This window comes from Brumimicrobium aurantiacum, from assembly GCF_003402975.1.
GTDB lineage: Bacteria > Bacteroidota > Bacteroidia > Flavobacteriales_D > Crocinitomicaceae > Brumimicrobium > Brumimicrobium aurantiacum.
In genome coordinates, this window is the sequence record NZ_QURB01000004.1 from 142,152 (window position 1) to 165,750 (window position 23,599).

Below are 23,599 nucleotides of genomic sequence, written 5' to 3' on the forward strand. Positions count from 1 at the left end.
AAGAACATTCTTATTTATTGTCTTACCATTCAAGAACTTGATTTTTGAGCTTTTTGATGATGAGTTTAATTTTCTAAACAAAGATAATTCCCAAGAAAATTTTATCTTCGTTGCTCTTTAAAATATAGAATGGCGAAAAATTTCAATAAAAAAATCATTTCTGTTGCCAAAGTGGTTATTCCATTGGTGATTGGTGTTTATCTCACATGGCATTTTTACAATGCAATGGACGAGCCAACAAAAGAGATCTTTTTTAAAGCCATAAAGGAAGCCGATTATTTTTGGATTTTTCTTTCGATGTTACTTGGCTTCATGAGTCATCTTATACGTGCCTACAGATGGAAGTATATGCTTGAACCTATCGGTTTCAAAACCAATTTCTGGCACCGATATCACGCCATGATGGTCGGATATTTGGTTAATCTTTTAATACCAAGAGCAGGAGAAGCAACACGACCAGCGTTATTATATCAAACTGATAAAATTCCATTTTCGAAAAGTTTTGGAACCATAATCGCTGAAAGAATGTTTGACTTGGTCATGCTGGGAATCATATTTTTGGCCACAATCATATTAAGTTTTGACGATTTAATTGCTGTAAAAGACATCATTGTAGATGGTGCTCCAGAGGCTGGTAAAGAAGCACAAAGCAGTCAGTGGATTATTAATAGTATCATTTCAGTTATTGCTGGAGGAATTCTCGTATTCGCTATCTTATGGTTTAAAGTTGAGAAATTCAGGAATAAAATTATTGATTTCGTAAAAGATGTCCTAAATGGTGTTTTTAGTATTTTAAAGTCTAAAAATCCATTTCAATTTATCTTTTATACTTTGATGGTATGGATTTTATACCTCCTCTTTTTCGGCATTTGTTTTAAAGCATTTGAACAAACACAAGACTTCCCTATAAATGGTGTTTTAATTGGATTTATCGCTGGAACTTTTGGCTTAATGTTTACAAGCGGAGGAATTGGTGCATATCCTTACTTGGTAGGAATTGTAGTGATTTATTTTATTGGAGATCAATTTGAAGCCCAACAACATGCCGAAGGAATTGGGAAAGCATTAGGAATGATTATATGGTTATCTCAAACAATAATGATGATCATATTAGGTTTAATCTCTTTGGTATTATTACCAAGGAATTATAAAAAAGAAAGTGATGACAAAATGGGAGCACATTAAACATAAATTAGTTTCTCAAGAAGAAGCAAAAACTGTAATCTCTTCGTGGAAAAACAACGAAGAAAAAGTGGTTTTCACCAATGGTTGTTTTGATATTTTACATCGTGGACACATTACTTATCTTGCGAAAGCAGCTTCAAAAGGAGATTATCTTGTGGTGGGTGTAAACGCCGATGACAGTGTTAAAAGATTAAACAAAGCACCAAATAGACCTGTAAACGATGAGCAATCTCGTGCACTTGTGATTGCGTCCTTAGAAGTCGTTGATTTGGTTGTTATTTTTGAAAATGATACTCCTAAAGAACTCATTGAAACAATTGAGCCTTCAATTTTAATTAAAGGTGCAGACTATGATGCTGATATAGAAGATGAATCAAATCCAAAATACATTGTAGGTGCTAAAGAAGTTAAAGCGGCTGGTGGTACTGTCGACACAATTGATCTGGAAGAAGGATTCTCGACGACAAGAATTATAGAAAGATTGAAATAGAATTACTGTTTTACTCTTGTTTTTACGAAGTAAATCGTTTGAAAAATTAACGAACAGAAAAACAAAATAACAAACTGAATTAAAGCAGGTTTTGCATTTTCAGGGTAACCAATCTTAATAAATGCAGCAAAGGCAAAACAGCCCAACATTTGGATAGTGGTAAAAGCCAAATACAATTGAGCAAAGTCTACCTTAAACGATCCATTATTGCCAAGATGAAAAAGTGTTGAACCTAGACTATTCAGGATAAATAGTAACGCATATGAAAGTATTATTTCATCACCAAAATACAGTTCTGGAAAAAAAGAATACAAGGTTTTGTGAATAAGTGCCAAAACGGCAAAAAACACACCAAATAGTAGATTATCTTTTAGAATCGTCATTTTCTTTACTCATTTTAATCACTGCTCGAATTACCTGATATAACGATCCAAAAATGGCAATTAATGTTAGTACAAGTGTCCATATCGGAAAATCATTTTCTTGCTTTTCATCCAAATAGTCACCTCCTAAGGCTGCAATAGTAATCACTATCCCCATTTGAATGGCTACACTAGAAAAACGAACATAATTATTCATTCGTTTTTTATTCTCCTTTTTGTCCTTCATTAATATACTACTTCAGAAGTTTCGATTTTTTTACCGTTGGTACGACCAATTCCTTTTTTCAATTTTTTGCTTTGATCACCTGTTTTGATATTTCCATCGATTTGTGCACCATCTTCAATCACAATTCTACCAGTAAAGATATCCCCAACAACCACTGCAGTTTCGTGTAAAACAAGTAAAATTTCAGCATTGATATTCCCTTCTACTTTTCCATCGATTTCAACTTCGGTGGCTACAATATTTCCATTAACTTGACCTTCTTGTCCTAAAACTAGCTTTCCATTACATTCGATATTCCCCAATACTTCACCATCAATACGCAAACTACTGTTTGCAGAAATATCTCCTGTAATTTTCGTCCCAGAAACCAATCGGTTTAATCTGTCTGGGCTCTCTGGCTTTGTTTTATCTCCTTTAAACATTATACTGTATTTTTTTTAGTACGTTTTACTGTAAAATTCTCTATATTCATTCAACTTTTGTTGTTGAATTACAACCTTATAATTTTCTCTTGAAATAAACATCAACTCATTATCTTTGATGTTTCCAATAAACTGTTTCGTTCTCTTAAAGTCTTTAATATATTGTTTTGCTTCACCCGAAGTTTTAAAATCCTTTACCATAACAATTTCTGTATCCTTACCGTAAAGCTCTTCTGATGTTGTTAACCTCAATCGACTAAAGTAATTTCTATTAAAGTTAGAAACACTGTTCGCTGAACTGTTACTGTTTTGTCCATCCTTAATAAAAATCAACACATAATATGTTTTAGAATCTAAGGCAAAAAGCTCAGTGCTTTCAAAGTTAAACTCTTCAAATGGAGGAACACCTTCATTGATCAACTGAATATACGTCTTTGCTTTTGCTCCGACTTCAGTATCTGGATATTCTTCTACAGCTTGCTCCAAAACAGGCAACAATGAGGTTTTGTCACTGTTGATTTGTCCCATTGCCATTGCTTTCAATAAGAAATATTCTTTTCTGTAAAGGTTATTCGGTTCATCCGCAATAACTTTGTCCGCTTTCAAAATTACAGGATAATATAATCCTTGTTCAAAACGTGTTACGGACCTTAAGTAATCTTTTAAAGCTAATGCATCTCTTTCTTTTTTCTTGATAAAGTAGTCAGGATCTCTTAAATAATTGGCATAATCTGAATTCGGATAGTTATTCAAAATGTAATTTTTATACTGTCCTGAACTTCCTTTTGCTTGGTTGATATTATACAATTGAAATGCTGCCATTACATTGTGTTCATTTTCAACATCTTGATCTAAAACACGTTGAAACTGAACTGCTCCCATTTGAACTTCATCAAGTTGTTCTTTATAAATCATTCCAGAATTATACAATGACTTCAGCAACTTCTCATTACTTGCAGCCATCATCGAGTCCGTTAATGGAATATCTTTCATCAAGGCATCAACAGTTAAATCTTCAACGGCTAGTTCCTCATTTTCTATACCTTCCAGATTTAAAGAATCACCTTGAATAGAGTCATTTTCTAGGTTATTGAAAGCAATTCTTGCGGGTTTATTCGACAATCTCCAATAATCTTCATTTTCTCTTTGCCCCCAAATTCTTCTAAATTCTTCAACACCTTCTTTTTTGGCTTTAGGATTTGAAAAATACCATTTACTTCCTCCCGGCTGATTTTGCTCAGCATATGTTTGTTGAAGTTCACGTAATTGTTCTGCACGAATGGCTTCACGTTTTTTACGCTCTTCCTCTTCTTTCTGAATCTTTGCTATTACATCTTTTATGAATTTCTCACGAGACTTTTCATCCATTTTAGCAATGCGTTGAACACTGTCCTCAAAAGTAATGATGTCTATATCACGTACGAGATTCTCTAATTTATCGGCCTTATTCTTAATAACTTCATAATTGTAATAAGTTTCTGGTATTACCTGAGAAGAACTATCGTAATATCTTTGCGCAAAAACATAGTTTTTATCCTCAAAAGAGATGTCTCCTAACTTTTCATAACTCACTCCTTTTTGTCTTGGATTATTTAAAGAATAGAATACGGATTTAGATAAATCGTATTTTGCCATTTCCTTATCGTTACGCCCCAATTCTACTTTCGCCATTGCAAAGTAAATTTGATCACGAAACTCCATGTATCTTTCTTCTTCCGCAAGATCTTCCAATTCCTCAATCATCACTTGATCATCAAGGTCGCTCACTACAGCACGATTGATTTTGGCATTAAAGCTCATTTCAAACGGTGCATTCTTTTTAATACTTTGTGTGTATAATTCCCTTGCTTCTGGATCTCCAGCCTCTTGAAGCAATTGTGCTAAAATAAAGCTCAACCTTGCTTTATCTTGTTTTGATGGCGCCTCTTTTAAAGCTTCTCTCAGTTCATCAATAGCAACTTTCTCATCTTCCTTTGCTAAAGCCAACATGGCTTTCGTTTTCGCAAATTCAAAATCAAAATCCTTTGGAAGTTCTGGTGCTTCCTCATCGTCGCTGCTACTTTTTACATATTTTAATTTCTTTTTTTTCTTCTTCTTTTTCTTTTGCTCATCAGATGAAATGACCTTGTTGGTGCGAACAGACAACTTTTGTAATGACCTTGTCGCCTCAGACAACTTCCCCATCTGAATATAAGTTTTCGCCTCCCACAAGTGCCCTGTGTATGTGCTAGGTCGATCTAAGTAAAACTTTCTGATGTATTCAAAATTATTTAAAGCTCTATCATAATCGCGACGAATATAATTGGCATAACCGATCATAAACCAGTTTTGGTCAATCCAATTGGCATGCTCTGTTTTCTTTTTAGAAGGCTTTGAAGAAGTTGGCATACTGTGTTTAGAAATCACAGTTTGACATTTAACGATTGCTGTATCCACAATAGGATAAAAATCGACAACATCCTCTTCATTAGGCATCAATTCAATCGGTAAAATTTCATTATAATCTTCTCTATAGTTTTTACGATAATCTTCCAGCCCCATTCGTATGAGTTCTTTGGCATTAAAGTAACCGTTGTATTTTGCAGTCGTACTGTGGTAAGTACGATTAATAAACGTATTTTTTTCTGTTGAACAACTACCTAGAATGATTAAAAAAGCCAAAAATGCGGCTATTATTCCAAGTGATATTCGCTTATGTTTTATTCGTTTCATAAAATTCTTCTACTCCCAGTAATACCAAACAATTGATTCACTTGATATAAATAACTCAAAACCCACAAAAATATTATTAAATTTTGATATTTATTTCATTATACAAAAAAAGCCAGAGTTACCCCTGGCATTTTTAAATTTATGTTGATTTATTTTAATCACACTTCTCTTTCAATTCAGTGCTAAATGAAATAGAAACATCTGGCCATAATTTAGACTCTGTATCACCATTTGCAACATCCGTATGTAGTTCTTTACACACTTCGTTTAATGCTACAATACCAGGATTTCCGTTCCAATCATTTACATCAATTTCAGCATCGATTGTAAAAACACCATCTTTTAAAGTATATTTTGCTGTAATATCATTACTCACTTCATTCATTGTTATTTTCAACTGCATTGTATTGGTAAGCGAATCCAATCCTACAACCTCACCTGTGATTTCTGATGTATTGATTGTACCAAAGAAATGTTCTTCAATTTTAGCATCTCGACCTTCATCTTTCGTACTAATACTTGAAATTGGAATTTTAAAACTCAAACTTTCGATCACTTCTTGAGCATTTTGACTTTCTTCACCTTTTACAATTACATTGGTAAATGTTCCTCCAACACCTGTCTTTCCTAAAAATTTGTATGCTGTAAAGTTAAGCTCCGTATTTTCTGAAGAGTAACTATACATGCATGTCACCGGCTTTTTTGATTCAACTTCGTTAGTTTCAGCTTCACTTGTTTTCGTTTCTCCTGAACAACTTGCCATGATTAACCCTACTAAAGCTACAGACAAAAACTTCATATTTTTCTTCATAATTCTTTTTTTGTTAAATATATAAAGAAAAGTAAATCATCCTTCAATTTCACAGGTTGATTTTTATGTTGGGTCAATTGCTTTCGGTAAATTTGCAGCATGTTAATAGAAGTTGACGATAAAATAGTAACTGATGAGATTTTCGAACGTAAATTCGTTTGTGACTTATCAAAATGTAAAGGCGCTTGCTGCGTTGAAGGAGATGATGGTGCTCCTGTTACCCAAGAAGAAATCAAGATCATGGAGGATATCTTTCCAAAGGTTAAACCATACATGACAAAAGAAGGAATTGAGAAAGTCGAAAAAGATGGTGTTTCTTACCTCGACCGTTTCAATGAACCTGTAACAAGTTTAGTTGAAGGTGGAGCATGTGCCTTTGTAGCATACGATCCTGATGGAACAACAAAATGCACCATAGAACAAGCTTACAGAAATGGAGATGTGGATTGGAAAAAGCCAATTTCTTGTGAACTCTATCCTATTCGCGCTAAAAAGTACGAAAGTTTTACGGCCTTAAACTACGAGGAAATCGACATTTGTAAACCAGGTTGTGTTTTAGGAGAAACATTAAACATTCCAGTATATCAATTTTTAAAAGAACCATTAATCCGTGCTTATGGAGATGATTTTTTTAAAGGATTAAAGGAAGTTGACAAAGAATTACAAAAACACAACGAAGAAAACTAATGGCCGAAAAAACATATAGTGAAGATTGGTCTGATTATGAATTGATCGATGCTGGGAATGAGCGAAAACTTGAACGTTGGGGCAATGTTGTCACCATCAGACCTGAACGTCAAGCTTATTTCAAACCAGGTATGCCAGTTGAAGAATGGAATGAAATAGCACATTTAGAGTTCGTCCCAAAAGGGAATACCGCAGGAAAATGGATACAAAGACAAAAACTTCCTCCTGAAGATTGGAAAATAAAATTTAAAGACCTTACCTTCAATTTAGAAACAACTAAGTTCAAGCACGTAGGTTTATTTCCAGAGCAGGCGACCAACTGGAATCTGATTTTAAAACATCTATCTCCAGGCATGAAAATGCTGAATCTTTTTGCCTATACTGGTGCTGCATCTATAGTTGGAAAATCAAAAGGTGCTGATGTAACACATGTAGACTCAGTTAAACAACTTATTTCATGGGCGAGAACAAACATGGAGGATTCTCAACTTGAAGACATTCGGTGGATACATGAAGATGCTATGAAATTTGCCGAACGAGCTTTAAAACGTGGAAATCAATATCACCTCATCGTTATGGATCCACCAGCATGGGGAATCGGAGCGAAAAAGGAAAAGTGGAAAATAGAACAGAAACTAGAAGGGTTAATTGAAATTGCTTCAAAACTATTATTACCAGGTGGGCTATTGATTCTCAACACTTACTCGCCAAAAGTAAAATTGAAAGAGATTAATTATTTCGCAAAAAAACATTTTGAAAAAGTTGAACTTTCAGAGTTGTGGAAAAAAACCTATACGGGTAAAGATATGTTTTTCGGACATTTACTTCGTGCCTACAAAAATTAAGATTAAACAAAAGACCCAAAAACATCAAAACAAGCTAGGTTGATAAAATCTACTTTCCAAAAAATTATCACTATCTTAGCGAACCAAAAATTTTCAAGAATATGCCAAATACGAAAACAGCAAACAAAAAATCATCAAACATTGATCAATCAGTAGTTCTCAAAGGGTTTCGACTCATGAGTACAGCTAAAACTTTGGCTGAAAAGTATGAGGCGAATAAAGAAGTTACGAGTAAGTATGTTCACGCAACTTCTCGTGGACATGAAGCCATTCAATTGGCTTTAGGAATGCAATTAAAACCACAAGACTTTGTTGCTCCTTATTATCGTGACGACAGTATTCTTTTGGGAATGGGAATGACTCCTTATGAATTAATGCTCGATCTTTTTTCTAAAAAAGACGACCCTTTTTCTGGAGGAAGAACATATTATTCTCATCCGTCGTTGAAACGACCAGATATGCCTAAAATCCCACACCAATCTTCTGCAACAGGAATGCAAGCTATTCCAATCACAGGAGTTGCGATGGGAATGCAATATAAAGAAATTGAAAATTTAGCTGAGGACTTAAATGGTGAAAATCCAGTAGCTGTTTGTTCAATCGGTGATGCTGCATGTACTGAAGGAGAGTTTTCTGAAGCACTTCAAATGGCAGCGTTAAAGCAATTGCCAATTTTATATCTTGTTCAAGATAATGAATGGGACATTTCGGCAAGTGCAGAAGAAATTAGAGCCCAAGACATGGCTTTTTACGCACGTGGATTTAAAGGCATCGAAGTTTTTTCAATTGATGGTTCTGATTTTGAAGAATCTTACAATACGATTAAAAAAGTATTGAAAATGATCCGTGAAGAAAGACGTCCATTTTTGATTCATGCAAAAGTTCCTTTATTGGGTCACCATACTTCTGGTGTTCGTAAGGAATTTTACCGTGACGATTTGGATGAACATGCTTTAAGAGATCCATATCCAAAAATCAAAGAACTTGCAAGAAGTGTAGGTATCGATGAAGCTGATATAGTGAACATTGAAACTGAAATAAAACAGCAGGTTGATGAAGAATACGAAAAAGCAAAAAGTGCTGAAGATCCAGATCCAGCAAGTATAACAGATAATTATTTCGCCCCTACTCCAATTACGGAAGAAAAAGGAGAACGTGAGCCAAAAGGAAAACAAAAAACTGTAATGGTAGATTGTGCGCTTTTCGCAGTACGTGAATTGATGGAAAAGCATCCTGAAGCTTTATTATATGGTCAAGATGTTGGTGCTCGTTTAGGAGGTGTATTTAGAGAAGCCGCAACATTAGGAAAGAAATTTGGTGACAACCGCGTATTCAACACTCCAATTATGGAGGCTTTCATTATTGGAAGTACAGTGGGAATGTCGGCTGTTGGTTTAAAGCCAATCGTTGAAGTTCAGTTTGCAGATTACATCTGGCCTGGATTGAACCAATTATTCACCGAATTAAGTAGAAGTAATTACCTTTCAAACGGAAAATGGCCTGTAAGTTCTGTGCTACGTGTTCCAATCGGAGCGTATGGTTCAGGAGGACCTTACCACTCTTCAAGTGTGGAATCTGTGGTAACAAATATCCGCGGAATAAAAGTCGTTTATCCTTCAACAGGAGCAGATTTAAAAGGTTTAATGAAAGCTGCATATTATGATCCAAACCCCGTTTTAATTTTAGAACACAAAGGATTGTATTGGTCAAAAATCAAAGGTACAGAAGGCGCAATGTCAGTTGAACCAGATGAAGACTACGTAGTTCCAATCGGTAAAGCAAGAACTGTCCAAACTGCAGATCAAAACAAGATTGACAATGGAGAAAGTGTTGCTGTAATTACTTATGGTATGGGCGTTTATTGGGCAAAAACTGCTGCAAAAAACTATCCTGGAGCAGTAGAAATCATTGATTTAAGAACACTTAGTCCAATAGATACAGATGCAATCTACGCTGCAACGAAAAAACACAATAAAGTAATGTTGGTTACTGAGGAATCTATCGAAGCGAGTTTCACTTTAGGATTAGCAGGTAGAATTCAACGTGATTGTTTTGAATCCTTGGATGCTCCAGTTGCAATTGTTGGAGCAGTTGATACTCCAGCCATTCCACTGCATAGTGATTTAGAGTTTGCTTTATTGCCAAATGCTGATAAGGTAAGCGACGCTTTGAAGGAATTGATTGAATATTAAAATTAACCACAAAGCACACAAAGTAGGCACAAAGATCGCTAAGAAAAATGGTTGTTTTGTAAGTTTATTGGTATTGAAAGGTAGAAAGAAATGCAGAAGATTTGATTTAACCACAAAGTGCACAGTGGATACAAAGATGTTAGTCTTATAAGAAAGCAATGAAAATGACAGAAAATGAAATTTCAAGCAAAATTATTGGCTGTGCCATCGAAGTTCACAAAGCTTTAGGCCCTGGACTTCTTGAAAGTGCTTATCAGGAGTGCTTGTATTATAAGCTTCAAAAAGAAGGCTTACATGTTGTCAAGGAAAAAGCTATGCCTTTAGTATTTGAAGAAGTGCAATTAGAGTGTGGTTATAGAATTGATTTGTTAGTTGAAAATAAAGTTGTCATTGAATTGAAAAGCGTTGAATCGCTCAATGATATACATTTAGCACAAACCTTAACTTACCTTAAATTGGGTGACTATAAACTAGGTTTGTTAATCAACTTCAATGTATCTATATTAAAAAAAGGTATCAAACGCGTAATTAACGGTTATTTATAACTTTTAACTTAATAGAAATAACTACCAAGGACACTGAGAAATCATAGGTGATAAAAAGAAAAAATCATTCACCATTATTTAATCGTTCTATCTGAATATTTTAAAACTGTAAACTCATTTACAGCAGTCAAACAAAGCTCTATGAACTCTGTGACTTCTTCGTGCACTTTGTGGTTAATACAAGAGTTCAAACACACTTTTATATCCTCCCACTTCCTCTGCATAATCAAGAAAGGATTTATAAAACTTATCATTGCCCAGCGTAGAAGAGTCTCCAATTACAATAAGCTTTTGCTTTGCTCGAGTTAAGGCCACATTCATCCTTCTATAATCTTTTAAGAACCCTATGTTTCCGTCAGCATTGCTACGCACAAGACTCAAAATAACAACATCAGCTTCCTGTCCTTGAAAAGAATCGATTGTACTGATATTTACATTTTTCAATAATGATTTTGCCAAAAGTACCTGCCCCGCATAAGGTGAAATAAAAACCACATTTTGTTGATCTTTGGTCCAATTATCAAGTTGTTGTACAACAATATTTAATTCTTCTGGATTCGTTAAACTACGTGAATTTTCTTGTTTTTTCTCTTCAAATCCAGCACCTGCAGTATCATAGAAAATTAAAGAATCTGGAACAGATGAAGCATGTGATTTTAGTTCATCATTGTAAAAATAACGCGTAGAAAACCCTGCAATCTCTGGCGTCATTCGGTATTGAATTCCCAACAAATCATTTTGAACGCCAGCATTTATGGCTTGTTCTAAAACAGAAACCGTTAAGCCTTTCCTAGCAGCTTCTTCACTAATTACGGTAGGTGGTAATTGGAGGTGATCACCACTTAAAACCGCTCGTTCAGCTTTTTCTAGTACTAGCCAAGACAAAGGTTCAATACATTGACCCGCTTCATCTAAAAACGCAACATCGAATTTCTTGTCATTCAACATTGGGTCAATCAATCCAACAGGGGTTCCTAAAATAACATCTGCTTCATCGTAGAATTGTGAAATATAATAGTTGGATAAAGACCTAATTTCATCTCGGATAGCATGTACTTCTTGAAATAATAACTTTCTTTGTTCACGCTCCGATTTTCCAAAACTTCTCTTGTATTGAAAAGCCATTTTACGCATCTCAGCCGCTTGAATTTTCAATCGTTTAATTTTCTTATTGTATTTATCCTGACTCATTATTCCCGCTGGAGTATGCTCCCAAACTTTTTGATTCACTTTGGCTGTATTTCCCAATCGAAGAACTTTTAAACCTTGTTCCAGTAGTTTTAAGGCTAAATGATCCACTGCTGTATTACTCGGTGCAGAAGCAATGATTTTCTTATCCCCTTTGCGTAATTCTTTAATCAATTCTACAATCGTAGTTGTTTTTCCTGTACCTGGAGGTCCATGAATAATTTGAAGTGGAGTATTATTTAGGCCATTTTGAACAGCCTTTAATTGATATGCATTGAGTTTATCATTTTGATAGGAATTCTTTTGCGACTCTGCAATATTCTGTTTTTTGATTCCATGTACAATCTCAAACAATTGAAGGGATTTCTTTGCTTCTCCATTTGCAACACGTTTTAAAATCCCGTGCATCACCTTGAAAGTACGATTATCTGGAAGTCGTTTTATTCCAATATTCTTTTCGTCAATCCAGTCTGGAAAATCATCTTTAAACAACATTACCTCAGCCTTTCGTTCAGACAAGGATAACAATTGTCCATTACAGATTTCATTAGTGTTCGGAAGAAACAAAGCAACCGGAGTACCTTCATTAAAAAAAGAAGAATTCACACCGGCATTTGAATGATAAGAAACCGTTACAACAGGCTGATCGGTGTAACCAAAAGATTTATTTTGAATTTTAACAGGATGTAAGATTGCCCCTTCACTTCTTAATTCTTTCAAAGAGATATCTTTCTCAAACCAACGTTTCTCCTGCTCTTCTTCTTCCTTTCTTAAAAGGTTTCTTAGAGCTTCTACTTTTGTTTTAACTTCTTCCATGACTTCAATTATTCAACACGAAAATAATCAAATTCCTTGCGCCACACCCAAGTTGAAGTATCTTTGTATGAAATAGACAATCACGTAGAAAATGGGAAACTATATCGAAGAAGAAGTTTTTAAAAATGAAGATTTTACTAAGGATAGAATCGAAAAAGGAGATTATGAGCTATGCACCTTTGAACAATGTGACTTTTCAGGCTCCTCATTGTCCAATACGCGCTTTATAGAATGTGAATTCATCAATTGTAATCTCAGTGCAATTCATTTTTCTGATGCGGGATTGCAGGATGTCCATTTTAAAGATTGTAAGATTTTAGGGGTTCATTTTGATGAATGCAGTGAATTTCTTTTTAAAGTAGGATTTGAAAATTGCCAACTAAGTCACTCCACTTTTTTATCAAATAAATTGACAAATACACAATTTACAGCTTGCAAAATAGAAGGTGTTGATTTTTCAAACTGTAATTTGAAACTGGCCTCGTTTGAAGAATGTGACTTACAGGCTTCTACTTTTACAAATTGTGTTTTAGAGAAAGCTGATTTTAGAAATGCATATAATTTAAGTATTGACCCAGAACAAAATAAAATGAAAGGAGCTAAATTCTCTTATCAAAATGTAATAGGCCTTCTAGAAAAACACAAAATTTCAGTTGAATAAGTATAGTAAGATCATTCACTATTAGAACATCTCATTTTTATAAATTTATAGTTTAAATTTACCAACCACTAACAGAATGAAATTTCACCAAGCATGAGAAAAGAATTACGTGAGATAATTAATGACAATACAACCAAGAAAGGAAAAATATTTGATTATACCATTCAAATATTGATTATGATCTCATTGTCAGCTTATGCCATTGAAACACTACCTGACTTATCAAATCAAATTTATGACACGCTTTTCTGGATAGAAATTGTATGTTTAATTGTTTTTGTCATTGAATATATACTCCGATTATACACAGCAAAACATCCTTTAAAATACATTTTTAGTTTTTATGGAATCATTGACTTTCTGGCGATCATTCCATTTTTCTTCATGAGCACAACAGGATTTATGTCTCTTCGAGCCTTTCGTATATTTCGTGTTTTTAGGGCTTTTAAATTAATCAGATATAACAAAGCATTGAACCGTTTTCATTTGGTAGCGAAATTAATTAGAGAGGAAGTTATTCTGTTTTTAATTGTTACAGGAATTTTTCTTTTTTTGGCTTCAGCTGGGATTTATTACTTTGAGAACAAGGCCCAACCTGAAGAATTTAAATCCATTTTTCACAGCGCTTGGTGGGCAGTAGTAACATTAACTACAGTTGGGTATGGGGATATTTATCCAATCACCGCAGGAGGAAAGTTCTTCACCTTTTTTATTCTTATGATGGGAGTGGGTATTGTGACAATCCCCGCCGGTTTGGTTGCTAGTGCGTTAACCAAAGCCAGAGAAATGGAAGAAGAAGCATTTCTTAAAGATACTGAAGAAAAATCCAAAATGGACGAGAAAAATGTGCTAAAAAAAGGGAAACAAGACAATAAATCTTAGCTTTATCATGTAACAAAACACAAATTATATTCATGAAGGAATTTAGCTTTAATAATTATTTGACAAGCAATGTTAATGCAGATGAAGCTCAACTAAAGGAGTTATTTAAACATTGTTCCAGAAAATCATTTCAAAAAGGTGAGCACATCTCACTGAATAGCGCTAAACAAGAATATATTTATTTCGTTGAAAAAGGTTTATTGAGACAATATTCCATTGATGAAAAAGGAAAAGAACATGTCTTACAATTTGCTCCTGAAGGTTGGTTTCTGAATAACAGGGAAATGTTACACCTCAATAAACCGGTAGAATATAAAGTTGAAGCATTAGAGGATACCACAGTTTTTAATTTAAGTGTTGAATTATTGGAGAAACTAGAGGATGAAATAGATGGTTTTTCGACATTCAACAAAAAACTCATGACAAATCATATCAGGCACTTACAATACCGAATCAATCTACTTTTAAGTGCCACAGCTGAAGATCGATACATGTCTTTCATCAATATGTATCCGAACATTTTACTTCGTGTTCCACAATGGATGGTTGCTACTTATTTGGGAATCACACCCGAAAGTTTAAGTCGAGTGCGTAAAGAATTGGCTTCTAAAAACTTCAATCCTAATTCTTAACATACATCAATGTAGAACCAAACCTATCGCTGTATCTTTGTAAGAAAAAATGATGAAAACAAAGAATATAGAATATATAGCAGCGCCAAATCCTCCACATTTTGTTGGTGATGGTTTTAGAGTTCATAACTTTATTCCTGGAGTATCTAGAATGGACATGAAAAGAATGGATCCTTTCATTATGATGGATTACAATTCTCCACATCATTTCCCGCCTTCTGAAACACCAAAAGGAGTAGATGTTCATCCGCATAAAGGTTTTGAAACAGTGACTATTGCCTACAAAGGAAAAGTAGAACATCACGACAGTAGCGGTGGCGGTGGAGTAATCGGTGAAGGTGAAGTACAATGGATGACCGCTGGAAAGGGAGTTTTACACAAAGAATTCCATGAAAAAGAATGGAGTAAAAAAGGTGGAGAATTTCAAATGGTTCAATTATGGGTTAATCTACCTGCAAAAGATAAAAGTACAGCACCAAAATATCAAGCAGTAGAATATGACAAAATTAAACGTCACACCCTACCCAATGATGCTGGAACAGTTGAAGTAATTGCAGGTGAATATAATGGAACAAAAGGAAATGCATCGACATTTACACCAATCCACATGATGAATGCAAAATTGAATACAGGTGGAAAAGCCGACTTTAACTTTCCTGCTGATTATTCAACCGTTTTATTGGTTGTAAAAGGAGCAATCAAAGTAAACGGTGAAAATAAAATTGATACTGATCACTTGGCATTGATGGCTAGAGACGGTGAAAAGTTTGAAATAGAAGCGTTGGAAGAATCAATCGTTTTGGTTTTAAGTGGTGAACCAATCAACGAACCAATTGCAGCTCATGGACCTTTCGTCATGAATACACGAGAAGAATTAATTGAAGCATTCCAAGACTTTAATGAAGGGAAATTTGGTGAGCTTAATTGAGAATTGAAAATTACGAATTGCGAATTAAAAACCATACAATTCGTAATTCGTAATTGATAAATACTGCTGTAAAATATCCATTTGCAATTTATTCCCACGCCTCACCAACTTGTCACGACTAATATATTTCTGCATCATTTGATTACTCAATTTCAGGGTTTTTGGAATAAAATTAGCATTCCAAACTTGTGGTAATTTCAAACGTTCGAAAACAGCTTTATCCAGCAGAAATTTAGAACTGGAAACATGAATATAATTCAAGAAGTTTCTTTGAAATTGAAATTTTAGAATTGGATTATCTAGGGATTCTTTTATCAAAGATTGCGCTAAATAAACAGAGTCCTTATCTGCTGGCGGTTGAATTGAAGTCCACAAATAAAAATTTTGAGTTGCTTCTTTTACATTGTTTGGCAATTCATCAGCAGGAACGCCCAATAAATAAGAAATATATTTCCACAAATGAAAAACACCAAGCTCTTCCTCAGCAGTGAATTGATTACCTAACTTCTTTAGTCCATGTAAAAACACCAAACTAAAGCCATTGGCGGTTGCTGTCATATCCCACAAATTAAGTGGTTCACCCATAGTTTGTGTATCCCAGTCTTTCACGTGTTTTTTCAATTGAAATCTTGCAAAAGCATGAATCATTCTTGTTTTTATGGCATGTTCGTACCCCTTTTGATGAGGCTTCATAGCATCCAATCGTGTGACATTCACCCAGAAATCAAGAGTTTCAGACAATCTTTTCAGCGCACCTTTTTTCAAAGCACCTGTAAAAACTAATGGTTTATTGAGATAAGCATAATCATAACCGCCCATTAAACTATAATCACGTAGAGACATTAGCGCATCACGACCAGTTTTTATACATGCCTCAGCCCCTAATTTCAACAAGTCATAATCTAACCAATCAGGTATGTGTTCTGAAAATTCAAATAGCTTTCTTACACTATCCGGTACATCTTCGTTAGGAGAAATGCCTTCACGAATATATTTTTCTAATTTGAGATTCGCTTCTCGAAAGGAATGTTTACTATAGAATTCTCGGATGACCTCATCACCTAATTCATCGGCTTGAAAATACAATTTAGCTTTTGATGCAAAACCTTCGAAATTGACCTCTACTCCACTCCATTTCAAAATATCATTTCCATTACCATGTTTCCAGTAATCTAAAAAGTGTGGTGCATTTTTATATCGAGGAGAAATTGTATTCTGTTCCATAATCCATCTGATTTGGTAAAAACATAAATGTACTCCAGTGAATTAAGATAGAAAAGAATCGGACGATAAAATTTCCAAAAATGATTGCCTAGTTTAATGTGATATAATGTAAAGTTAGAAAGTATTTACGAAGAGTTTGAAGGAAAATTCAGAAGGTGTCCTGAAAATTATATTATAAATTATGTTTTCGATAGAAACGGATTATCTATAAAATGGTTTTGCTTTTTAATCCCTGTTTTTTAAAACTTATTATCTTTAAGGATATAAAAATTAAACGAGTTACCTTCATTTAAGAAGGAGGTTCATTATAAAATTCAAAAAAAACCGATGACTAATACATTTATAATTTCATTTTGTGTCCTCATTATCATGGCATATATTTTTGATCTAACGACCTCAAAAACAAAAATACCGTCCGTGATTTTACTTTTACTTTTAGGATGGGGACTACAACAAATCACAGATATTTTTGAAATTACAATGCCTAATTTAAGTGGATTACTCCCAATTTTAGGAACTATCGGTTTGATTGTAATTGTTCTTGAGGGTGCTTTAGAACTGGAATTTAATAAGTCCAAACTCCCCGTTTTGAAAAAATCCCTTATCGTCGCCTTAATTCCGATGGTGGTATTAGGATTTCTACTTGCCGGTGCATTTTATTACTATCAAGTTCATTTTACAGGAGGAACAGTTGATCCAGACTTTAGAAAAGCATTGATTGGAGCTATTCCATTAACAGTAATTAGTTCTGCTATTGCTATTCCAAGTGCAGTAAATTTAGGAAAAAAGAATAAGGAGTTTGTGACCTATGAAAGTAGTTTATCAGATATTCTTGGGGTATTATTCTTTGACTTCATGTTTAGAAATGCGACTATTAATTTCGAATCAGTATATATGTTCTTACTTCAACTGATTCTAATTGCATTGGTTTCATTCTTTGCAACAGTAGGTTTATCATACTTATTAGCCAAAATAAACCACCAAATTAAGTTTGTCCCGATTATCATTTTGGTTATTTTAATCTATACTATTTCTAAAATCTACCACTTACCAGCATTAATTTTCATTATGCTCTTTGGTATGTTCTTAGGGAATTTAGAAGAAATAAAACGCATCAAATTTATTCGTCGTTTTAAGTTAAAAAAGTTAGAAAATGAGGTCACGAAGTTTCATGAAATCCTTGCAGAAGGTACATTCTTGGTGCGTGTAATGTTCTTCCTTTTATTTGGTTTTTTGATCAATACAGAAGAGCTATTAGACTTGGAAACGTTTTATTGGGCCCTAGGGATCGTAGGATTGATTTTCCTAATTCGATTTATCCAGCTCAAGGCTTCTGGACTTCCGGCAATGCCATTAATGTTTGTGGCTCCTCGTGGGTTAATCACCATTTTACTTTTCTTATACATCAATCCTGAAGACAATATTGCAATTGTGAATGAAACCTTGATTACTCAGGTTATTCTACTTACTGTTATCATCATGATGTTTGGCCTTATGTCCAATAAAAATGTTGAAAAAGAGGACACTTTCCTTTCTAAAATTAAAGAAAGAATGTCCATGGCTTCTTTTGATGCCAATAGAGATTTAAAAACTGAAACAGTGACCAAATCTTCATCAGAACAGAAAGAGGCTGAAGCTAAAAAAACTAAATCTGAAGCAGATCATAGCCAAGATGAAATCATTAAAACCATTAATGAAGCCAAGGAAGTAGTAACTGATAAAATCACTTCCGAAATTTCATCTAATGTTAAGGAAACGGATGAAGAAAAAGACAAGAAATATAATGAGTCTGATAATGAGCATTTTGAGGATAAAAACATTGACGATAAAGACAATGATGAGGATAGTAAAGATGAGAAAAAATAGGTGCTTTTGGCTTAACAATTGTTATGCTTAATTTAGACATGAACAAATAAATATGGCTAGATCATTACTAATCCAGCCATATTTTTTAAAACAAAGATCAACATTTTATTCTATCACAAGTTTATTTGCTCATAGCCACCCTTTTTGATAAAATAAGTCACCTCAATCTTCTCGAGTAAATCAAGGTAACAGAGTAACACTAAAACTCCTAAAGCACAACTACTTTTAAAGGAGCAAATTCAAGTTTATCATTTAACAATTTGATGAAATATGTTCCTTTTTGCAAATCTAAATTATTAATTTTAAAATGCGTTGTCCCTAGAGCAATATCAACATTTTTAGAAAGAAGAACTTTACCCGTTACATCGGTTAAAATGAGTGGCACATCTTTATAATCCGCATTACTTAGTACTTCTACAGTAAATTGTCCTTGATTAGGATTTGGAAAAACCTTAATTTCATTTTTGATATTATCACAAATGACACTAATTGGACCATAAACTCTTTCTTTTCCATCAAGATCAATTTGTTTGAGTCGGTAATACTTTACGCTAGCAGTTAATTGATCATCTATTTGACGATAAGTTCTTGAAATACTCGAATTACCTGCTGCCTTTTGCATTCCCATCTCTTCCCATTCTATTCCATCTCTGCTACTTTCTATAACAAAATAATCTGAGTTTTGCTCGGAAGCAGTTTCCCATTCCAATTTAATTACATCATTACACCTTGCAGAGAAACTAGTTAATTCTATAGGAAGAGCAGACCCACCATTATTTTTATGTAAAAAGAATTCTGAAAATTGATTGATATTAAAATCTACATATTCAGTATTACTTAAACCATAGAGGTTCGCCCCTCCTCCTGCACGTAAAACAGCACGAATATTACTTGAACAATCGGATTGATTGGCTACTCCATTTTCTGTGGAACCCGTTATTTTAGTCAACATCAAGTTACTATTGGTTGCAGGGTTTAATGATCCTCCATCAAAATTATTACTGGTAGTACTGTTTTCAGCTTCATCATTTAACTTCACTAAATCACTTTCGGCATAGGGTAAGCGAACTGAAATAGAATTTCCAAAATCATGTCCATTAGGATAAGCGCTGGAAACCATCACCCACCTTCTCCCCATATAAGCTGTATGATAAATTGGATTAGAAGAGGTACATGACTCCATCACTAAAGGTAATCCTAAAAATGATTCCATGGTTACATTACCAAGATCAATACCATTTGGATTTATTGAAGCTATTAGTTCATTCTGATCATTATAGAAATCATTCCATTCAGAGCCTTTAACGTAGCATGTTTTTTGCGTACTTCCCGATAAAGCTGTTGGAGTTATTTTAGTAATACTTACCTTCAAATCTGAATCTCCAGATCCTTCAAAGGTGTGAAACTCTACTTTTGAACTTCCGTCCAAGTCTACAACAAAATTAGTAGTGCCATCACAACTATATTGAGAATTGTTTGAGTTACTATACGCTCCAGGACTTCCATCCCAAACAGCACATGACCAAATTCTGTTTCCATTAATGAATAATCGTGTTTCGTCATCCCAGTTATGAAATTTAAATGTATACTTCCCACACGGAAAACCTATTCGTTTATGTACAACAGTATGATTATCTTTTGTTAAATCATTACATCCTTGCCATAGATCCCCATTATTGAGGGTACTACCAGCAAAAACGGGAGACTCATTTCCCCTCCAAAATTGCTCTGTGTCTACTCCATAATCTGCAGCGCTTAAGGCCGGTTGTTTGTAATAGCCACGATAAGAATTATTACTTAAAGTTGTACTTGACCCATTATAAGCATAAACATTCCAAAAGTTATCACCGAAATCGGATGGATTTCCTGCTATCGCTCCACCTATATCAATATGAACATCATCTGTGGCTGAGCAACCTTCCGAAGTCACCGTCAATGTATAATCTGTTGCAACAGTTGGATTAACCTCTGGGGTTAAGGTATTGCCTCCACTCACAATAGGCCCACCCGACCAAGAATATGAAGGATTAGGATCATTGGCAAGAAAAGAACCATTTAAGACAATACTATTTACACCACAATCATATTGGTCGGTTCCAGCATTTACTGCTGAAGCAAAGGATTGATCATTATAAGCAAATGAAACACGACTGTTCCCCGTTCGTTCAAAATATTCGAGTACCAAATTCACCGAACCATTTAAAGTAATAGGATTTGAGGTAACCGTTGCATAACTTGAGTTCGTCCATTTTGACACTAGCCAAGTAACCCCACCATCGATGCTTAATCTCACTCCATCATCACCACCGATAACAAAGGTATAAACACCACAAACGAATTCCTTCTTCATCTTATAGCGAACTGCAAAATAATCATTGTTGACACAACTAGGATTTGACGAACCATTATTTCTATCAAAAACCTCATTTTCTATAACATAACCTCTATAATCATTAGACTCAGGAGAGGATATTGGGCTATTGAATGAGCTATGTTGATAGACATATCCTATCCATTTTCCTGTTCCATAATCCGTTTGATTTCCTCCAGAATTACATGTTTGTGCTACTGATTTAGAAGCGATTGAACTTAAAAACAAAAACACTAAAAGTAGACACTTTATCTTAGTAAATACTGGATTAATTGTGCAGTAGAAATAAGGTACATTAAACTTTAAGCTATATAGTGATCCGTTCATAAAACTAGTAATTTCATCTGCTAACAAACATAGATACAATTACTTAAAAATAAAAGCTTATCACCTTTTAAAATCACAAAAAATCATCAAAAAAAAAAGCCCTCAATCAATGAGGACTTTCAAAGTAAAATATTAAAAAATATGCTTAATTCATAAAGAATCTTACAGATTTTGAAACTTCTTTTTTCAGGTCATGTCTTTCAACAATATAATCTAAGAATCCATGCTCTAAAACAAATTCAGAACGTTGGAATCCAGGCGGCAAATCTCTACCAATTGTTTCTTTCACTACACGTGGACCAGCAAATGCAATTAACGCGTCTGGTTCTGCTATATTAATATCTCCCAACATTGCAAAAGATGCTGTAACTCCTCCCGTTGTAGGATCAGTTAGGAAAGAAATATATGGTAATTTTGCTTCTGAAAGTTGATTCAATTTAGCACTTACTTTTGCCATTTGCATCAATGACAATCCTGCTTCCATCATTCTAGCTCCACCAGATTTGGAAACAATCATAAATGGTGCTTTCAATTTAATGGCTTTATCAATTGCTCGTGCAATCTTTTCACCCATTACAGAACCAAGAGAACCTCCGATAAAACTAAAGTCCATTGCTGCAATAACGAAATCTTGACCATCGATTTTACCATAAGCTGTACGAATTGCATCTGTTAAACCAGATTTCTTTTGCGTTTGCTTAATACGGTCTACATATTTCTTAGTATCTTCAAATTCAAGTGGGTCACCTGATTTCAATTTCTTATCAATTTCCTTGTATTTCGCATCATCAAAAAAGAGCTGGAAATACTCCTCGGAACCAATGCGCTCATGAAAACTACATCTCTCACAAACGAAAAAGTTTGAAATATGGTCTTCAGTAGTTACTACAGTTTGACACTTTGGACATTTGTACCATAAACCTTCAGGGGTCTCCTTCTTGTCTTTGGTTGATGTCTGAATTCCTTCTAATTTTCTCTTAAACCAAACCATGATTTTCTATTTTTATATCACTAAATATAGCGAATATTTTTATCAAGTTATATTATAAGGTGTCGATATTGTTTAGGTCTTCGAAAGATTTCGTTAATCTTCTAACGAATGCTGTCTCTCCTTCTCTCAACCATTTACGTGGATCATAATATTTTTTATTTGGCAAATCTTCTCCTTCAGGGTTTCCGATTTGAGTCGCCAAATAATCTTTATGTTTCACCATGTAATCACGAACACCTTCGTTAAATGCATACTGCATATCAGTATCTAAATTCATTTTGATTACACCATAACCAATTGCTTCACGGATTTCTTCTACTGTTGATCCCGATCCACCATGGAATACAAAATCTACTGGATTCTCTCCTGTATTGTATTTCTCTTGAATGTACTCTTGTGAGTTTTTCAAGATTTTCGGTGTTAAAACAACATTCCCTGGACGGTAAACACCATGAACATTACCAAAAGCTGCAGCAATCGTAAATTTATCGCTAATTTTCGATAACTCTTCATAAGCATAAGCAACTTCTTCTGGCTGTGTATATAGTTTTGATGCATCAACATCTGTATTGTCTACTCCGTCTTCTTCTCCACCTGTAATTCCTAATTCAATCTCCAAAGTCATTCCCATTTTGCTCATTCGCTCAAGGTAACTTTTACAAATTTCGATGTTCTCTTCAATTGGTTCTTCTGACAAATCAATCATGTGAGAACTAAACAATGGCTTACCTGTTCTAGCGAATTCCTCTTCACTTGCAGTCAATAAACCATCAATCCATGGCAATAATTTCTTTGCACAGTGATCTGTATGTAAAATAACAGTCGCTCCATATAATTCTGCCATTAAATGAATATGACGCGCCCCAGCAATACATCCAGCAATTGAAGCTTGTTCATTTTCATTTGAAAGTGATTTTCCAGCATTAAATATTCCTCCTCCATTTGAGAATTGAATAATAATTGGTCCATTCACCTTTGCAGCGGTTTCTAAACATGCATTGATAGAACTTGAGCTAACAACGTTTACAGCAGGTAAAGCAAAGTTATTTTCCTTCGCGTATTTGAATATTTTCTGAACTTCATCCCCCGTTGCAACTCCGGGCTTTATTGAATGTGGCATATTTTTATTGTTTTTTAGGAAAGCAAAGGTAATAAATATCTTTCATTAGAAATAGTTCAAAGTTAGGATAGCTCCATTTTTTTATTGAAAACTAG

The 23,599-nt window shown here is 34.3% G+C and carries 21 protein-coding genes; 11 read left to right on the forward strand and 10 right to left on the reverse strand.

Going from position 1 to position 23,599, the window contains the following annotated elements:
- Nucleotides 1-129 precede the first annotated feature (129 nt).
- Nucleotides 130-1,185, forward strand: coding sequence for a lysylphosphatidylglycerol synthase transmembrane domain-containing protein (locus DXU93_RS08185; protein ID WP_116880795.1), 1,056 nt, complete (start codon nucleotides 130-132; stop codon nucleotides 1,183-1,185).
- Nucleotides 1,163-1,675, forward strand: coding sequence for a D-glycero-beta-D-manno-heptose 1-phosphate adenylyltransferase (rfaE2, locus tag DXU93_RS08190; RefSeq protein WP_116880796.1), 513 nt, complete (start codon nucleotides 1,163-1,165; stop codon nucleotides 1,673-1,675). Before DXU93_RS08185 ends, rfaE2 begins: the two co-directional genes overlap by 23 nt.
- Before the next feature lie 2 nt (nucleotides 1,676-1,677).
- Here rfaE2 and DXU93_RS08195 read toward each other — a convergent pair whose 3' ends face one another.
- The 5 genes from DXU93_RS08195 to DXU93_RS08215 all read right to left on the reverse strand — a co-directional run bounded on the left by DXU93_RS08195 (nucleotide 1,678) and on the right by DXU93_RS08215 (nucleotide 6,229).
- Nucleotides 1,678-2,058 carry a hypothetical protein gene (locus DXU93_RS08195; protein WP_116880797.1) on the reverse strand — a complete coding sequence of 127 codons (381 nt, stop codon included), beginning with the start codon at nucleotides 2,056-2,058 and terminating at the stop codon, nucleotides 1,678-1,680.
- Nucleotides 2,039-2,284: an AtpZ/AtpI family protein gene (locus DXU93_RS08200; protein ID WP_116880798.1), complete on the reverse strand. Its 246-nt coding sequence runs from the start codon at nucleotides 2,282-2,284 to the stop codon at nucleotides 2,039-2,041. The genes DXU93_RS08195 and DXU93_RS08200 overlap by 20 nt, the downstream gene beginning before the upstream one ends.
- On the reverse strand, nucleotides 2,284-2,706 hold the full coding sequence (locus DXU93_RS08205) for a bactofilin family protein (RefSeq protein WP_116880799.1): 423 nt from the start codon (nucleotides 2,704-2,706) through the stop codon (nucleotides 2,284-2,286). Before DXU93_RS08205 ends, DXU93_RS08200 begins: the two co-directional genes overlap by 1 nt.
- A gap of 15 nt (nucleotides 2,707-2,721) precedes the next feature.
- The gene (porW, locus tag DXU93_RS08210; protein WP_116880800.1) at nucleotides 2,722-5,418 is read right to left on the reverse strand and encodes a type IX secretion system periplasmic lipoprotein PorW/SprE; all 2,697 of its coding nucleotides are present in this window, start codon (nucleotides 5,416-5,418) and stop codon (nucleotides 2,722-2,724) included.
- Between the two features lie 154 nt (nucleotides 5,419-5,572).
- Nucleotides 5,573-6,229 carry a YceI family protein gene (locus DXU93_RS08215; RefSeq protein WP_116880801.1) on the reverse strand — a complete coding sequence of 219 codons (657 nt, stop codon included), beginning with the start codon at nucleotides 6,227-6,229 and terminating at the stop codon, nucleotides 5,573-5,575.
- Nucleotides 6,230-6,328: 99 nt separating this feature from the next.
- On the opposite strand from DXU93_RS08215, the gene DXU93_RS08220 reads away from it, so the two are divergent.
- The 4 genes from DXU93_RS08220 (at nucleotide 6,329) to DXU93_RS08235 (ending at nucleotide 10,498) form a co-directional block, all read left to right on the forward strand.
- Entirely contained in the window at nucleotides 6,329-6,916 is a 588-nt protein-coding gene (locus DXU93_RS08220; RefSeq protein ID WP_116880802.1) for a DUF3109 family protein, read from the forward strand.
- Complete coding sequence (locus DXU93_RS08225) at nucleotides 6,916-7,761, forward strand: class I SAM-dependent methyltransferase (protein WP_116880803.1); 846 nt, start codon at nucleotides 6,916-6,918, stop codon at nucleotides 7,759-7,761. Before DXU93_RS08220 ends, DXU93_RS08225 begins: the two co-directional genes overlap by 1 nt.
- A 101-nt stretch (nucleotides 7,762-7,862) precedes the next feature.
- The gene (locus tag DXU93_RS08230; protein WP_116880804.1) at nucleotides 7,863-9,953 is read left to right on the forward strand and encodes an alpha-ketoacid dehydrogenase subunit alpha/beta; all 2,091 of its coding nucleotides are present in this window, start codon (nucleotides 7,863-7,865) and stop codon (nucleotides 9,951-9,953) included.
- Nucleotides 9,954-10,117: 164 nt separating this feature from the next.
- The gene (locus tag DXU93_RS08235) at nucleotides 10,118-10,498 is read left to right on the forward strand and encodes a GxxExxY protein (RefSeq protein WP_116880805.1); all 381 of its coding nucleotides are present in this window, start codon (nucleotides 10,118-10,120) and stop codon (nucleotides 10,496-10,498) included.
- A 174-nt stretch (nucleotides 10,499-10,672) separates the two neighbouring features.
- Here the strand turns inward: DXU93_RS08235 and DXU93_RS08240 are convergent, their stop codons facing one another.
- The gene (locus DXU93_RS08240) at nucleotides 10,673-12,502 is read right to left on the reverse strand and encodes an AAA domain-containing protein (protein WP_116880806.1); all 1,830 of its coding nucleotides are present in this window, start codon (nucleotides 12,500-12,502) and stop codon (nucleotides 10,673-10,675) included.
- Between the two features lie 91 nt (nucleotides 12,503-12,593).
- On the opposite strand from DXU93_RS08240, the gene DXU93_RS08245 reads away from it, so the two are divergent.
- The 4 genes from DXU93_RS08245 (at nucleotide 12,594) to DXU93_RS08260 (ending at nucleotide 15,605) form a co-directional block, all read left to right on the forward strand.
- Nucleotides 12,594-13,163, forward strand: coding sequence for a pentapeptide repeat-containing protein (locus DXU93_RS08245; protein WP_116880807.1), 570 nt, complete (start codon nucleotides 12,594-12,596; stop codon nucleotides 13,161-13,163).
- A 93-nt stretch (nucleotides 13,164-13,256) separates the two neighbouring features.
- On the forward strand, nucleotides 13,257-14,045 hold the full coding sequence (locus DXU93_RS08250; protein ID WP_116880808.1) for an ion transporter: 789 nt from the start codon (nucleotides 13,257-13,259) through the stop codon (nucleotides 14,043-14,045).
- Nucleotides 14,046-14,077: 32 nt separating this feature from the next.
- Nucleotides 14,078-14,677: a Crp/Fnr family transcriptional regulator gene (locus DXU93_RS08255; protein WP_116880809.1), complete on the forward strand. Its 600-nt coding sequence runs from the start codon at nucleotides 14,078-14,080 to the stop codon at nucleotides 14,675-14,677.
- A 52-nt stretch (nucleotides 14,678-14,729) separates the two neighbouring features.
- Nucleotides 14,730-15,605 carry a pirin family protein gene (locus DXU93_RS08260; protein WP_116880810.1) on the forward strand — a complete coding sequence of 292 codons (876 nt, stop codon included), beginning with the start codon at nucleotides 14,730-14,732 and terminating at the stop codon, nucleotides 15,603-15,605.
- Between the two features lie 24 nt (nucleotides 15,606-15,629).
- Here DXU93_RS08260 and DXU93_RS08265 read toward each other — a convergent pair whose 3' ends face one another.
- Nucleotides 15,630-16,829: an oxygenase MpaB family protein gene (locus tag DXU93_RS08265; protein ID WP_116880811.1), complete on the reverse strand. Its 1,200-nt coding sequence runs from the start codon at nucleotides 16,827-16,829 to the stop codon at nucleotides 15,630-15,632.
- A gap of 327 nt (nucleotides 16,830-17,156) precedes the next feature.
- Between DXU93_RS08265 and DXU93_RS08270 the strand changes: the two genes are divergently transcribed.
- Nucleotides 17,157-18,695, forward strand: a complete 1,539-nt coding sequence (locus tag DXU93_RS08270; RefSeq protein WP_205679247.1) for a cation:proton antiporter — start codon at nucleotides 17,157-17,159, stop codon at nucleotides 18,693-18,695.
- 208 nt (nucleotides 18,696-18,903) lie between these two features.
- Here the strand turns inward: DXU93_RS08270 and DXU93_RS08275 are convergent, their stop codons facing one another.
- The 3 genes from DXU93_RS08275 to fbaA form a co-directional block, all read right to left on the reverse strand.
- Complete coding sequence (locus tag DXU93_RS08275) at nucleotides 18,904-21,393, reverse strand: T9SS type A sorting domain-containing protein (RefSeq protein ID WP_116880812.1); 2,490 nt, start codon at nucleotides 21,391-21,393, stop codon at nucleotides 18,904-18,906.
- A gap of 145 nt (nucleotides 21,394-21,538) precedes the next feature.
- The gene (gene accD / locus DXU93_RS08280; RefSeq protein ID WP_116880813.1) at nucleotides 21,539-22,384 is read right to left on the reverse strand and encodes an acetyl-CoA carboxylase, carboxyltransferase subunit beta; all 846 of its coding nucleotides are present in this window, start codon (nucleotides 22,382-22,384) and stop codon (nucleotides 21,539-21,541) included.
- A gap of 52 nt (nucleotides 22,385-22,436) precedes the next feature.
- On the reverse strand, nucleotides 22,437-23,504 hold the full coding sequence (fbaA, locus tag DXU93_RS08285) for a class II fructose-bisphosphate aldolase (protein ID WP_116880814.1): 1,068 nt from the start codon (nucleotides 23,502-23,504) through the stop codon (nucleotides 22,437-22,439).
- Nucleotides 23,505-23,599 lie beyond the last annotated feature (95 nt).